At 70.9% G+C, this 14,008-nt stretch carries 14 protein-coding genes; 9 read left to right on the top strand and 5 right to left on the bottom strand.

Annotated elements, in window-relative coordinates; translation table 11 throughout:
• Positions 1-30: 30 nt before the first annotated feature.
• The 3 genes from FB559_RS38725 to FB559_RS38715 all read right to left on the bottom strand — a co-directional run bounded on the left by FB559_RS38725 (position 31) and on the right by FB559_RS38715 (position 2,597).
• Positions 31-1,392 carry an FAD-binding oxidoreductase gene (locus FB559_RS38725; protein WP_141962575.1) on the bottom strand — a complete coding sequence of 454 codons (1,362 nt, stop codon included), beginning with the start codon at positions 1,390-1,392 and terminating at the stop codon, positions 31-33.
• An 86-nt stretch (positions 1,393-1,478) separates the two neighbouring features.
• Entirely contained in the window at positions 1,479-1,751 is a 273-nt protein-coding gene (locus FB559_RS38720; RefSeq protein WP_141962574.1) for a DUF1876 domain-containing protein, read from the bottom strand.
• Positions 1,752-1,826: 75 nt separating this feature from the next.
• Positions 1,827-2,597, bottom strand: coding sequence for a DUF2786 domain-containing protein (locus tag FB559_RS38715; protein WP_141962573.1), 771 nt, complete (start codon positions 2,595-2,597; stop codon positions 1,827-1,829).
• A 167-nt stretch (positions 2,598-2,764) separates the two neighbouring features.
• On the opposite strand from FB559_RS38715, the gene FB559_RS38710 reads away from it, so the two are divergent.
• From FB559_RS38710 to FB559_RS38695, 4 genes are all read left to right on the top strand, one after another.
• Positions 2,765-3,388 carry a VC0807 family protein gene (locus FB559_RS38710; RefSeq protein WP_141962572.1) on the top strand — a complete coding sequence of 208 codons (624 nt, stop codon included), beginning with the start codon at positions 2,765-2,767 and terminating at the stop codon, positions 3,386-3,388.
• 125 nt (positions 3,389-3,513) lie between these two features.
• Positions 3,514-4,656 (top strand): L,D-transpeptidase, encoded by a 1,143-nt coding sequence (locus tag FB559_RS38705; RefSeq protein WP_246122789.1) that lies wholly within the window; start codon positions 3,514-3,516, stop codon positions 4,654-4,656.
• 53 nt (positions 4,657-4,709) lie between these two features.
• On the top strand, positions 4,710-5,093 hold the full coding sequence (locus FB559_RS38700) for an NUDIX hydrolase (RefSeq protein ID WP_141962570.1): 384 nt from the start codon (positions 4,710-4,712) through the stop codon (positions 5,091-5,093).
• Entirely contained in the window at positions 5,090-6,580 is a 1,491-nt protein-coding gene (locus FB559_RS38695; protein WP_141962569.1) for a glycosyltransferase family 2 protein, read from the top strand. Before FB559_RS38700 ends, FB559_RS38695 begins: the two co-directional genes overlap by 4 nt.
• A gap of 30 nt (positions 6,581-6,610) precedes the next feature.
• On the opposite strand, the gene murA is transcribed toward FB559_RS38695, so the two are convergent.
• A complete protein-coding gene (murA, locus tag FB559_RS38690; RefSeq protein WP_141962568.1) occupies positions 6,611-7,918 on the bottom strand; it encodes a UDP-N-acetylglucosamine 1-carboxyvinyltransferase in 1,308 nt (435 codons plus the stop codon).
• A gap of 162 nt (positions 7,919-8,080) precedes the next feature.
• Here murA and FB559_RS38685 point away from each other — a divergent pair, with 162 nt between their 5' ends.
• From FB559_RS38685 to FB559_RS38670, 5 genes are all read left to right on the top strand, one after another.
• On the top strand, positions 8,081-9,025 hold the full coding sequence (locus tag FB559_RS38685; protein ID WP_246122787.1) for an LLM class F420-dependent oxidoreductase: 945 nt from the start codon (positions 8,081-8,083) through the stop codon (positions 9,023-9,025).
• Positions 9,026-9,149: 124 nt separating this feature from the next.
• The gene (locus tag FB559_RS38680; RefSeq protein WP_141962566.1) at positions 9,150-10,064 is read left to right on the top strand and encodes a CHRD domain-containing protein; all 915 of its coding nucleotides are present in this window, start codon (positions 9,150-9,152) and stop codon (positions 10,062-10,064) included.
• A 127-nt stretch (positions 10,065-10,191) separates the two neighbouring features.
• Complete coding sequence (locus FB559_RS38675; RefSeq protein WP_141962565.1) at positions 10,192-11,988, top strand: sensor histidine kinase; 1,797 nt, start codon at positions 10,192-10,194, stop codon at positions 11,986-11,988.
• A 188-nt stretch (positions 11,989-12,176) separates the two neighbouring features.
• Entirely contained in the window at positions 12,177-12,353 is a 177-nt protein-coding gene (locus tag FB559_RS44345) for a hypothetical protein (RefSeq protein WP_185792679.1), read from the top strand.
• A 75-nt stretch (positions 12,354-12,428) separates the two neighbouring features.
• A complete protein-coding gene (locus FB559_RS38670; RefSeq protein ID WP_141962564.1) occupies positions 12,429-12,866 on the top strand; it encodes an HNH endonuclease in 438 nt (145 codons plus the stop codon).
• A 235-nt stretch (positions 12,867-13,101) separates the two neighbouring features.
• On the opposite strand, the gene FB559_RS38665 is transcribed toward FB559_RS38670, so the two are convergent.
• Entirely contained in the window at positions 13,102-13,896 is a 795-nt protein-coding gene (locus tag FB559_RS38665) for a class II aldolase/adducin family protein (protein WP_141962563.1), read from the bottom strand.
• Positions 13,897-14,008: the final 112 nt, after the last annotated feature.

The raw sequence follows: 14,008 nt of genomic DNA, 5'->3' as shown, positions 1-14,008 counted from the left end.
CTGTCCACCTCGGACGTGGGCCGCCGGTTCTCAGGGGTGCGGGTAGGTCTCGAACACTCCGTCGGGGTCGTACCTGGCTCGCAGCGACTGGAAGCGCTGCCAGGCGGGCGGGGTGAACGAGCGGCGCGCGCGGGACGGTGTGGCGGACAGGTCGGTCTCGGCGACGTAGTGCCCGGCGGTGTACGGCTCGGCGGACGCCGCGAGTTCGCGCAACCACGCCAGGTTGGCCTCGTCGCCCGCGGGATCCGTCCACATCGCGTGGCAGCCGAGGTGGATCCGGCCGAGCGGCGAGAACGCCATCTCCGGCCCCGGACCGCCGGGGGCCGGGGTGGCGAGGACGAACGACTCCGTGGACGGCGCGCCCTCGAGGTCGCGGGCGAGAAGCGGCAGGAGGGCCGAGAAACCGCCGTTCAGCCAGAGGGAGTCGGTGGCGGCGCGGCGGCCCGGCGGCCAGAGCGCGTCCGAGCCGGTGAACAGCACCGCGAACGGCGTCGGCTGGTCCACCTGCCGGATCAGCGCCCGTTCGGCGTACGGGCAGTCGCGCAGGGGTTCGAGGCAGCGGATCGCGTCGTCCCACGCGCAGGAGAAGGCGGTCGCGGTCACGACGATGACCCGGGGCGGCGGCGAGCCGTTCCCCGTGCCCCGGTCGGCCGTCGTGAGCGCCACGCCGAGCTCGACGTTGGCGGGTACGGCGGCGGCCACGGCGTCGACCCAGTCCGCGACGTCCTCGACATCGGTCAGGAGGAAGACGTACCTCGTCGTCATGATCGCCCGGGGGAGGTGCCGCAGGCCGAGCCGGAACGAGGTGACCGCGGCGAAGAATCCGGGGCCGCCGCCGCGCGCGGCCCAGAGCAGCTCGGGGTTCTCATGGTCGCTGCACCGGATCGTCTCGCCCGTGGCGGTCACCGCCTCGATCGCCTCCAGGCCCGCGCACGCGGGCCCCCAGGCGCGGGAGTTCCACCCGAGACCCCCACCGAGGACGGACCCGCCCACCGTGACGGAACCCCGGTGCGCGACGGGGAAGGCGTGCTCCCTCGCGGAGAGTGCCCGGGTGAGGTCCCGGCCGGTGACGCCGGGCTCCACGGTCGCCGAGCCCTCGGCGACGCTGTGCCGGCGGAGCCGGGAAAGATCGATCAGCAGGCCGCCGTCCGCCAGTGGCGAGCCGCACCAGCCGGGCCCACCGGCGCGTACGCTCACCTTCAGCCCGCGTGAACGTGCGAGGGCGATGGCCTCGCGTACGTCGTCCACCGAGGCCGCCCGGACGATCATCTCCGGATGGCGCGGCGGCGTGGGCTCGTCGCAGAGCATGGCCGCCCGCGCGCCGTCGTAGTCCGGATCCCCCCGGTCGACCAGCGCCTGCCGGATGTCCCGCGCGAGTCTCTGTCCGCCCACAGTGCCCCCTCGCCCCGGCGCGCGGTCGCGCGCCACCTTCGCTCACGGCATCCGTCGCCGTCTCAGACCCCCATCGCCGCACGCCTCTACCGGTCGACCAGCCGGACGCGTTCGTGGGTGACGGCCTCGATGTCGGAGGCCGCCGTCTCCAGCAGCCGGTGCGCCAGGTCGGACAGCGCACGCGCCGCCGCGAGCTCGGCCCCGATCTCGGGGACGTCCCAGTCGGCCGGGTTGCATCGGGCCGTCCCGCGCCCCCGCAGGCTCTCGTCGTCGCGCGTGGCCAGCCGTGCCTCGGCGTGCGTCTCGCCCTCTGTCTCGCTCAGGTAGATATCGATCGACCAGCGATCGATGGTGTTCATGACTCCTCCCGTGACTCGCCTCCTACCATCGAGGCTGGCCGTACATCGCCGGTCCGGGCAGGGCCGAAAGTCCCCTCATCTGCCGCCCGGCATGCCGAGGGCGGGGCGGGACCCGGTGACGGTGCCGGAGCCGAGGTCGGCGAAGCGTCCGGCGTCGCGTCCCGCGCTGAACCCGTCGCTTCGCACCCGCTGCGCACGCCCCCGCGCCAGGTCGGGGAACCGGGCGGCGAACTCCTCGCGTACGCGCTCGTCGTCGCGGGCCAGCACCAGGGCACCCGTCTCGGGGCCGTCGTCGCGGAGGCGCCCGCGCACGGCCTCGACGCGTTCGGCGACCCTGTCCCCGTAGCCCACCAGGAAAGCCTTGAGGTAGCCGTTGCGCCACCGGGTGCGGTCGGCCTTGCGGCGGAACAGCTCCAGGGGAAAGCCGTCCATGTACGCGTCCGTGGCGCGGGTTCCCGCACCGTCCATCTGCAGAGTCAGCGACGGCAGCAGCAGCGTGAGCGCGTCGCGGGCCGATCTGGTCGCGACGAGCAGCAGGGCGAGGTCCCGCCGGTAGGTGCCGTCCCCGCGCAGGGCGCACGCACCGCCGTACGCACGTACGACCGCGGTGAGGCCGGCCGAGCGGGCGCGGGCATGGCCGTCGCCACCGGACACGAGGTGCTCCCAGTAGACGACCGCCTCGGGCCGCTCGCCGCGCCGGGCGCGCAGGGCCGCCTCGTCGATCGCGTGGCGCATCATCAGCTCCGCCGCCTTGGCCGCACAGGCCTGCGCCTCCGCCTCGGGGGTCTCCGGGTGCTCGGCGCGGGCGAGCAGCGCGTGGATTCGGCCCTCGTGGTCGATCGTCATGACGACGGAGCGTAATCGACGGTGATAGGGCTGTCCTGTATGTGGTCAAACATCGATCCGCGCGTTCATCATGACGTTTGCCGGGATTTGGGCTGGGGAATCGCGATCTTCGCGTACCGTTGGCCCGGTCTCCGCCCCGTCGACAACCCGGAGGAGCCACCCGGCCCATGGAAGCAACGCACCGGTTCGAGATCCCGCGTCTGACCCACCTCGCGCTGCACGCGCTGCCACGGGTCTTCGAGGGGATGATCGCGCCGGTGGTGGTGTTCTACGCCGGGCTCGTCCTGCTGGGCCTGAACGGCGCGCTGATCACGGCCGTCGCCTGGGTCTACGGCGGCATCGCGATCCGCCTGATCCGGCGCCGCCCGGTGCCCGGCACCCTGCTGCTCGCGGCACTCGGCGTCACCGCGCGGGCCGTGATGGCGGCCGTGACCGGAAGCGCCGTCGTCTACTTCCTCCAGCCCACGCTGGGCACCCTGCTCGTCGCGATGGCGTTCCTGGCCTCGGTGCCGCTGCGCCGTCCGCTCGCCGCCAAGGTCGCCACCGACCTGATGCCGCTGCCGGCCGGCTTCCTGGCCCACCACCGCGTCCACCGGTTCTTCCTGCGCATGTCGCTGCTGTGGTCGCTGGTCTTCACGCTCAACACGGCGCTGAGCGTCTGGCTCCTGTTCCGGCACTCGATCGCCGCCTACCTCTGGATACGCACACCTGCCGTGGCGCTCCTCGGTGCGGCCGCCGTCGTGATCTCGGTCTGGGGATTCAAACGCTGCGTCGCAGTGGTCGCTGCCTGAGTAGCTGAGCCAACAGCGGGCAAAGAGCGAACAAAGAGCCGCTCGGCGACGTCTTCTTCTATGAGGATGTCTCGCCATAAGACGTGCAATCGCGGCCATAGGGCCTGAGGGATATGAGAATTTCTTTGCTGAGCAGGGGAGTGGTGGCCGGGGCCACCGCGATGGTGATGGTCGCCGGATGTGGTGGAGGGGGTGGATCGTCGCCGGCCGCGAAGGTCTCGATCTCACCCGTCAACGGTGCCGCCGACAGCCGTCCCGAACTCCCGATCGTCGTCAAGGCGACCAGCGGCAAGCTCGGCACGGTCGCCGTCCAGGGAGGCGGAGCGCAGGTCGCGGGCGCTTTCGACCAGGCGCACCAGCAGTGGAAGTCCAGCCGCGCGCTCAAGCCCGCCACCAAGTACACCGTGACCGCGACCGCGACCGACGACGGCAAGACCACCACGACGACGAGCTCGTTCCAGACCCTCACGCCGAAGCTGACGTTCGCGATCTCCGACATCACCCCGATGCCGGACGAGACGATCGGCGTGGGCATGCCGCTCATCGTCAAGTTCAGCAAGCCGGTCTACAACCAGGCCGACGTCGAACGCGCCCTGCGGGTCACCTCCGACAAGCCCGTCGAGGGCGCGTGGCACTGGTTCGGCCGCCAGCAGGCGGTGTACCGGACGAAGACCTACTGGCAGCCGCATCAGGCCGTGCACCTGAGCGCCCTGCTGACCGGCGTACGCGGCGCCAAGGACACCTACGGCACCAAGGACTACAGCCGGTCGTTCAAGATCGGTGACTCTCACATCAGCGACGTCAACGTGAAGACGCATCGCATGAAGGTCCAGGTCGACGGCAAGACGGTGAAGACCACGCCGATCAGCGCGGGCAAGGGCGGGCTGCGCAAGTACACCACCACCAACGGCGTCCACGCGGTGATGGGCAAGCAGAGCCCGGTCACGATGACCTCCGGCTGGGAGGGCGTGACCAACAAGAGTGACCCGAACTACTACAGCCTGACCGTCAAGGACGCCGTGCAGATCTCCTCCAGCGGCGAGTACGTCCACTCCGCGCCGTGGTCGGTCGGCTCGCAGGGGCACACGAACGTCAGCCACGGCTGCGTGAACGCCCCGCCGGCGTTCGCCAAGTGGTTCTACGCCCTGTCACGCCGCGGCGACATCGTCAACGTCAGCGGCACCGACCGCGACCTGGAGCCCGACAACGGGTTCGGCTACTGGCAGATGTCCTGGACCGACTGGACCAAGGGCAGTGCGCTGCACTGATCGCGCCGGGCGCGCCGCCCCTGTGGCGGCGCCCCGCACCGACCGCTGGCAGGATGGATCTTGTGCTTGATGTCGTTGGCTGGGTGCACGTGTCCGGGGGCCGGCTGCTGGCCGTACGGGCCCGCTCCCGTGACCTGCTCTACCTGCCCGGTGGAAAGCGAGAGGCGGGCGAGGACGACTGGACCGCGCTCTCGCGCGAGGTGGACGAGGAGCTCGGCGTCCGGCTGGACCAGGCGAGCTTTCGCGGGATCGGCGTGGTCGAGGCACCCGCGCACGACCAGCCGCCCGGCACACGCGTACGTATGGCCTGCTACACGGCCGAATATCACGGCGAACTGACCGCCACGGGGGAGATCGACGAGTGGATGTTCGTGGACCCGGCCGATCATCATCGGCTCGCGCCCGCGGTACGGGCGGCCCTGGAGCTGACGCGGTGAAGGTCAGCGTCATCATCCCCGTCTACAACACCGGCGAGGACCTGGACCAGTGCGCCCGGTCGGTGCTGTCCCAGACCATGGACGACTACGAGGTGATCTTCGCCGACGACGGCTCCAGCGACGGCACCGAGAAGCGCCTGGACGAGCTGGCGGCGCGGGACGAGCGCGTCCGCGTGATCCACCTGCCGCCCAGCGGCGGCCCGGGCGGCCCGCGCAACGCCGGCATCGACGCCGCGCGCGGCGACTACGTCTACTTCCTCGACGATGACGACTGGCTCGGGGAGGAGGCGCTGGAGCGCATGCACGCCATGGCGCTCCGCAACGACTCCGACATCGTGATCGGCAAGATGATCGGGCACGGGCGCCGGGTGCCCCGGCTCATGTTCAAGGTGAACCACGACCGCGCCGACGTGCTGGAGGACGCCCTGCTGGGCATCCTCACGCCGCACAAGATGTTCCGCCGCTCCTTCCTGACCGAGCACAAGATCCGCTTCCCCGAGGGCCCGGTACGCCTGGAGGACCACCGGTTCGTGCTCAAGGCGTACTTCGACGCCCACACGATCTCGGTGGTCGCGGACTACCCGTGCTGTCACTGGGTGAAGCGGCCCGGCAGCTACTCCCGCAACCTCCCCGAGCCCGTCCACTACCTCGCCATGCTCCGTGAGGTGCTCGACATCGTCGACGAGCACGTCGAGCCGGGACCGGTACGCGACCGGTACTACGCGCACTGGTACCGCGGGAAGGTCCTCAAGCGCTTCGGTGACGCGAGTTTCCTGGACGCACCGGCGGACTACCGCCGGGCCTTCTACGACGAGGCGCGGCGGATCATGGCCGAACGCTTCGGCACGGACGTCGAAAGCCTGCTCGCCGGACGCATGCGGGTGCGATCAAGGCTCCTTCGCGCCGACGCCCACGAGACGCTGTTCCGCCTCATGGCGGCCGAACGCGACATCGCGCTGGAGGCCGTCCTGGACGGTACGCGATGGCGTGGCGACCGGCTCGCGGTGCGCTTCACCGCCCGGTTCACCTACCGCGACGGGACGCCCCTGCGGTTCACGGACGAGCGGTGGGAGCCTCCGATACCGCTGGACATGCCCGCCGAGGTCCTGCAGGTCAACGACCGTCCATGGCTGCTTGACCTCTACATCCGCCGGCGGTCGGACAACGCGGACTTCCCGCTGACGATCACCCGCGAACGTCTCTCCGACGGCGTCATGTCCGCGGAGGCCCTGGTCGACCTGGACGTGCTCCCGGAGCTGACGGACGGCACCTGGGACCTGGTCGGGCGCATCGACGGGGGCGGCTGGACGTACGAGCGCCGCCTCGCCGGCTACGCCGCGAACCTGCCCGCCCGCGGGCGTCTGGAGCCGTACCGCACGGTCAACGGCAACCTGAGCATCCGCATCGGCCCGGCGCGGTCCCCGTCCAGGCTCCGCCGGGTCGTGGAGAGACTGCCCGGCGCCCGTCACGCGAGCCGGCGGCGCTGAACGCCCTTCCGTCGCTCTGGCGGGCTCCGGTCAGACCGTCTCGCTGTGAAGGCTCAGGCCCAGCGAGACGAACTGCTCGGCCGGGCGGTGGTAGCCGCGCTCGATGTGGTGCACGCCGCGCAGGGTCGACGGGCCGTCCGCCGCCGCCGCCGCGAGGACCGCGGAGAAGCCGGCGCGTACGTCCGGCATGGTCACGTCGGCGCCGGTCAGCTTGGAGACGCCACGGACCACGGCCGAGTGCACCGAGTTGCTGTCGTGGAACCGGCAGGCCGGGCCGCCCAGGCAGGCGTTGAAGGTCTCGATCTCACAGCCCATCTTCTTCAGCGCCGGGACGTAGACGAGGCGGTTCTCGAACACCGTCTCGTGCAGCACCGACATGCCCTCGGCCTGCGTGAACAGGACCATCAGCGGCTGCTGCCAGTCGGTCATGTACCCCGGATGGGTGTCGGTGTGCACCGCCGCCGGGCGCAGCCCGTCCGGCGCCGACGCGGTGATCCACTCATCGGTGATCTCGAACCGGGCGCCCATCCGCGCGAGCGTGGTGATGGCGGTGACCAGGCGGTCCTGCGAGCAGCCGTGCACGCGCACCTCGCCGCCGGTGATGAGACCGGCCACCAGGTAGGAGAACGCCTCGAGGCGGTCGCCGGCGAGCCGGGTGGAGGCGCCCTTGAGCTTCTTCACGCCCTCGATGACGATGCGGCGGTCGGGGCTCAGCTCGATCTGCGCGCCCATGCGCTGCAGGAACAGGGCCAGCTCGACGACCTCCGGCTCCATCGCGGCACCGCGCAGCACCGTCTTGCCCTCCGCCAGCACCGCCGACATCAGCACGGTCTCGGTGGCGCCGACGCTCGGGTACGGAAGGTCGATGCGGGCGCCGTGCAGGCGGGTGGCGCGAGCGGAGATGCCGGTGTCGCCGACCTCGACCTCGGCGCCCATGGCACGCAGTGCCTCGACGTGGAAGTCGACCGGGCGGCGGCCGATCGGGTCGCCGCCGACGAGCGGCACGAAGGCCTCGCCCGCCAGGTGCAGCAGCGGGCCCACCATGAGGATCGGGATGCGGTTGAGCCCGGTGAACGCCTCGGGCACCCGCGGCTCGGCCACCGGGCCGGGCGCGATCCTGATGTGCGACCCGTCGCGCGTGACGGCGTGCCCGAGCGCTTGGAGCATCGCCCCGGTGATCTCGACGTCACCCACCTCGGGCGCGTTGCGGATCGTACTCTCGCCCTCGCCGAGCATGGCCGCGACCATGTGCTTCGTCACGGCGTTCTTCGAGCCGCGTACGTGGATGTCGCCACGCAGCGGACCGGACGGTTCTACCTTCCACGCCTCTTCAGCCACGCGCACAACTCTATGCGGGTCTGGTCGCGGTGCTACCTGCGGCATCCCGTAACCCAGCGGATCGCCATGAGCGGGCCGGGCCGCACGGGCATCGTACATGCGGACACGGCACCCTGACGGTTCTGCTTCGATGGGCGTATGGAAATCAGTGCCGTTGTCGGGATGTGGCTCGATCGTCCTCCGGAGGAGGGGCTGCACACCGCGGTGCTCGCCGACCGGCTGGGCTTCAGTGAGCTGTGGATCGGGGAGACGGGCACCTGGGACGCCTTCGCGCTCGCGACCGCGATCGGACTGGCGACCGACAAGATCACGATGACGGTCGGCCCGATCCCGGTGAACGTCCGCGACCCGGCCATGATCGCCATGGGAGCGGCCTCGGTGACGGCGCTCACCCGCCGCCGGATCGGCGTCGCGCTGGGCACCTCGAACCCCACACTCGTCGAGGAGTGGCACGGCAGGTCGCGTGGCCGCTCCGCCGCCGCGCTGGAGGAGAGCGCGCGGGCGGTGGCCACACTGCTCGGCGGCGGCCGTACGGGCCGCTCTGGCAAGGCGGCCGGCGGCAGCGGCTTCCGGCTGCGCCTGGGACCGCCTGAGGGCCCGCTGACCGTGGCGGCGCTCGGCGACCGCGCCATCGCGACGGCGGCCCGGCACGCCGACCGGATGGTGATCAACCTCGTCACCCCGCAGCAGGCCGCCGTGCTGAAGGACAAGCTCGCCGCGGCGGCGAAGAAGGCCGGCCGTCGAGCGCCGCGGCTGGCGGCCTGGATGCCGGCCGCCGTCGATCCGGTACCCGAGTCGTACGCGCAGCTGATCTGGGGTCTCGTTCCCTACCTCAGCGCGCCGGGCTTCGCCGACAACCTCGCCGAGGCGGGGTTCTCCGACGCGGTGAGGCTGGCGCGCGGCGGCACCGCGCCGCGGGAGCTGCTCACGGCCCTGCCGCTCGAGCTGGCCGGCACGATCGGGCTGGCCGGCGACGCCGCCGCCGTACGCGCGCGGCTGGCCGCGTACGCCGACGCGGGCGTCGACGAGATCGCGGTGGTGCCGGTGACCGGGGGCGACCCGGGCGGTGAGCGCACGCTGAGCGCGATACGGAAGCTCACCGAGTAGCCGGGACGAAGAGCCCCTGCGGGTCCCGGTTCGCACGGTCTTCAAGGCCGTTGAACCGTCCGCTGCGCCCGGCCGTACTGCCTTGCTGAACGGGCAAGCACCCTCCCTAGCCGAAGGTGATCTGATGTTCAGCAAGAGGCTCATTCTGACCGGCGCCGTCGTCGTGGCCGGCACGGGGGCGACCGCGGCTGTGCACGCATCGGCCTCCGCGTCGCAGGCGTCCCCCTCGGCGGACACCGTGCACCTCGTGTCGAGCCTGCTGGGCCGCAACGAGGTGCCCAGCGCCAGGGGCGCGGTGAACGACCCGGACGGCCGGGCGCTCGAGGTGGTCGAGATCGACGGCTCGAAGGTCTCCTACTCGGTGCGGTGGCAGGGCATCTCGGCGCCGACCGAGGCGCACATTTACGCGGGCGGGCCGGGCGTCGACGGCGACCTGAAGATCGAGCTGTTCTCCTCGACGCGGTCCGGCGACACGGCGAGCGGCTCGGTGCGGGTGAACGACACGGCGTTGCTGACCGCGCTCGTCGCCGATCCCGGCTCCTTCTACGCGAACCTCGACACCCGGCAGTTCCCCGGAGGCGCCGTCCGCGGTCAGCTGCACAGGCTCAGCCAGCCGGTCCGCCAGGGCGGCCCGTCCATCGACGTCGCCCCCGTGGTCCAGGGTTCGCAGATCTACGCCTGCACCCAGCAGGCGGACGGCACGTTCGCCTTCACCCAGCGCGACGTCGCGGCGCGGCTGCGGGGCGGCATCCGGCACTCCTTCGTGCAGCCCGTCGACGGCCCGCCGCAGTGGGTCGCCCCGGATGGCACCTCGGTGACGGGGAAGATCATCCTCAAGACCCCGAACGGACCGGACAACATCCCCGAGCTGGACCTCCAGGCCACCCAGACGGGCGCCGCGCACGGCAGACTCGCCCACGTCGCCGAGGTGCTGCGGCTCAACACGGTACGCGGGACGGCGCCGACGGGAACATGCGACCCGCAGCGCACACCGACCGCGGCCGTGCCGTACCAGGCCGACTACCTGTTCGTCGGCTAAGACCTGTCTCGAAGTCCTCGGTCCGGGCCCCGCCTCGTCCGTGGCCGACCGTTTGGGGGTTAGCGGGTACGCGGGGGTAGTGGGTGGCTTGCATGACGCCGCCCGCCTTCGATCTCACGATGGAGTCATGCCCCTGGGCCTGCTGGCGCTCGTGCAGCGCAGAACGCGCCCGCCCCTCGCACTGGGGATCCTGGTAGCCCTCCTGTGCGTCGTGGCGGAGACGCTTCTTGGCGAGCTGCTCCAGCAGATCACACCGGTGCGCTCGCTGGGGATCTTGTATCTGCTGGGCGTCGTGACGGTCGCGTCCGTGTGGGGTCTGTGGCTCGGGATGGCGACCGCGCTGGTCAGCACCATCGCCCTGGACTATTTCCTCATCCCGCCGGTCGCGAGCCTGACACTCGACAAGGCCGAGAGCTGGACGGTGCTCGCGGTCTTCCTCGCCGTCACGCTGCTGGCCGGTTCGATCTCCAAGCTGGCCCGCTCCCTGGCCGTCGAGGTCGACGCACGCGCGGAGGCCGATCTTTCCGCCGAACTGGCCCGCATCCTGCTGTACGCGCCGGATCTGAAGGCCGCGCAGCCGGCCGCCGCGAAACATCTGGCCCGCGCCCTGAAGCTGCCGTCCGCGGCGATCCGGCTCGGCGCGGCCCCCGATGACGAGCAGTACGTGGCATTCCCGCTGCGTGACGACGGCGCCGAGGTGGCCTCGATCCTCGTCCCCACCGGGCTGCCGCGGGCGACGCTGCGGCGTCTGGGCGAGCGTGTGGTGCCCTCCATGGAGGTGCTGCTCCAAGCGGCACGGGTACGCCAACGGATCATGGACGAACAGGCGGCGTTGCGGCGCCTGGCGACGCTCGTCGCGCATGGTGCGCCGCCGGGGGAGATCTTCGGTGCGGTCGCACGCGAGGTGGGACAGATCCTGGGGGAGGGATCGAACACGGCGGTGTTCCGCTATGAGCCGGACGCCGTCGCGACCACGGTCGGCGTCTGGAACTCCACGATTCCCCTCGGTATGCGCTGGCCGCTGGAGAAGGGGACTCCCGCGGAACTCCTGGCGCGTACGAAGGCACCTGGGCGCATGGACGCCATCGAGGCCACCGAAGGCGACGGCGAGGTTCTCACCGCGATACGCGACATGGGGATCAAATCCGCCGTCGGCTGCCCCATCACGGTCGGCGGGCGCCTGTGGGGGTCGGTGATCGCCGGGTCGACGTCCGAGCCGGCACCCCAGGACACCGAGAAGCGCCTGCTCGACTTCACCGACCTGGTGGCCACCGCCATCGCGAACGCCGACAGCGACGACAAGCTGCGAGCCTCCCGCGCCCGGGTCCTCGCCGCCGCCGACGCGACCCGCCGTCTCATCGAACGTGATCTGCACGACGGAACCCAGCAGCGTCTGGCCTCGCTCATGCTCGAACTGCGTGCGGCGCAGGCCACGCCGCCGGCCGAACAGGAAGATGTCAGGGAACTGCTGCACCACACGAGCCAGGCCCTGGACGAGACGCTGGAGGACCTGCGGGGGATCGCCCGGGGCCTTCACCCGGCGCTGCTGTCCAGGCGCGGCCTCCAACCGGCGGTCAAGGCGCTCGTGCGCTGTTCCCCCATCCCCGTCGAGCTCACCATGTGCGCCGACGGGAAACTGCAGCAGCGTTTCGAGGCGACCGCCTACCACGTCGTGGCCGAGGCGCTGACGAACGCGGCCGCGCACGCCGACGCGTCCGCGGTGCATGTCGACGTCACCGTCCAGGGCGGGACCATCCGGCTCTCGATCCGCGACGACGGGAAGGGCGGAGCCGACCCGGGCCGCGGATCGGGACTCCTCGGCATCACCGATCGTGTCGAGGCACTAGGCGGCCGACTCGAGATCAGGAGTCCGGCAGGAGGCGGCACCTCGCTGCTCGCCGAGATTCCGATCGCCGACGACTGACGACGCCACCAGAACGTGCCCTGCCGGCCTCCGAACGTGCTGCCGGCAATGGACCGAGGCTCGCGAGCAGCCGGCCGGCGTCCGCCCTCTCCGGATTACGGTCACGCGTTTTGTCGGAAAACGCATTGCCCGTCATCGGAGAGGTGATCCATGCTGTTCCCGAGTCGAACCGGAGAAAGGAGAGCACAGTGTCGCGACAGGACGAGTTCGCACGGGAGACCCCGGGCGAGGCGCCGGTCACGCCCCAGTGGCGAGCACGGCTGCTCACCCTGATGCCGGACCGCGTCGAGTCGGAGGAGCACGGTCCGGCGCGACTGACCCGGCATGAGCGATTTCCGGAGGAAGAACACCATCGGGGACGTTGACCGTCCCCGATGTCGCGCCGTCTCCGGAATCTGGAGGCGGCGTTTTTTGTTTTCCGCGGTGGATTGGGGAGCCCGGTGAACGTACTGGTCCTGAACGCCTCGTACGAGCCGCTGCACAAGGTCGACGTGCGGCACGCCGTACGCATGCTCGTGCGCGGGGTCGCCGTCGTCGAAGAGGCGGTGGAGGGCCGGCGCATCGGGCACTTTCCGCTGCCGCGGGTACTCCGGCTGGTGCGTTACGTGACCATGCGTTGGAGGTACGGGCAGCCGCCGACCTGGAGCAAGCACGGGCTGCGCCGCCGCGACGAGGGGCGCTGCGGGTACTGCGCCACGTGGGGAGACACCGTCGACCACATCGTGCCGCGTTCACGTGGTGGCGCCACGACCTGGGAGAACACCGTCCTGGCGTGCGGACCGTGTAACACGCGCAAGCGTGACCGTACTCCGGTGGAGGCCGGGATGCGGCTCCTCCTCGTGCCGCGCGTTCCCCGCTGGGCCGAGCTGGTCCCCTGAGACCGCACGTGAACGGCACAGCGCCGGACGAGAGAGATCTCGTCCGGCGCTGTGCTTGGGATAACGCGGTCGTGCCTGAAAGATCACACCGTCGTTTCGTCAGGTGATCCGTACAGAGCCGCGGCCGACCGTGGTGTTGACCATGAGACCCTCCGCCGTTCGGCGTGCTTTCTCCGAACACTAGGAGGGGCCGCTTACCGATCACTGACCTCTCGGACAGGGAGCGGTCAGGACCTCACTCGAACAGGTCGGGCTGCTCGCGCACGATCTGGTCGTGCAGCGGCTGGTAGTTGATCCAGCCGACGAGGTCGTTGCCGATCTGCTCGTGGGTGAGCTTGGCGTTCTCCTGGGAGATGTGCACCACCCGCCCGGCCGCCTTGGCGAGCAGCTGCACCTGGCAGGAGCGCTCCATCGTGATGAACCACCAGGCCGCGGCGTCGACGGTGTCGCCGACCGTGAGCAGGCCGTGGTTGCGCAGGATCACGGCCTTGTGGGAGCCGAGCGTGGCGGCGATGCGCCTGCCCTCCTCCAGGTCGGTGACGACGCCGGTGTAGTCGTCGAACAGGGCGTGGTCCTCATAGAAGGCGCAGACGTCCTGCGTGATCGGCTCCAGCGTCGCGCCGAGCGCGCAGATGGCCCGGCCGTGCACGGAGTGGCTGTGCGCGGCGGCCACGACGTCCGGCCGTGCCCGGTGGACCTGTGAGTGGATCGCGAAGGCGGCCTCGTTGACCGGGTAGCGGCCCTCGACGACCTTCCCCTCGTGGTCGACCAGAATCAGGTCGCTCACCCGGATGTGCTTGAACGACATTCCGAAGGGGTTGACCCAGAAGTGGTCGGGCAGCTCCGGGTCGCGCGCGGTGATGTGACCGGCGACGCCCTCCTCGAAGCCGAGCTTGCCGAAGATGCGCAGGGCGGCCGTCAGCCGCTCCTTGCGGTGCCGCCGCTCCTGTTCGACGTCGTCGAACGAGGGAGGCAGCTTGAAGATCAGCTCCTGGGGAGGCAGTTTCGCGAGGAACTCCTCGTCGGCCATGGAAGCGGCTCCTTGTCGTCATACCACCGAACACCAGGTCCGATCCGTGTGGACCGGTGCCCCCCGCGCCCAGTATGAACCCGTACGGGCATTGACAGGCCGGGCCGCGGTG

Source organism: Actinoallomurus bryophytorum, from assembly GCF_006716425.1.
GTDB classification, from domain to species: Bacteria; Actinomycetota; Actinomycetes; order Streptosporangiales; family Streptosporangiaceae; genus Actinoallomurus; species Actinoallomurus bryophytorum.
Note: the sequence above shows the minus strand (reverse complement) of the source record. Positions and strands in the feature narration are given on the sequence as shown.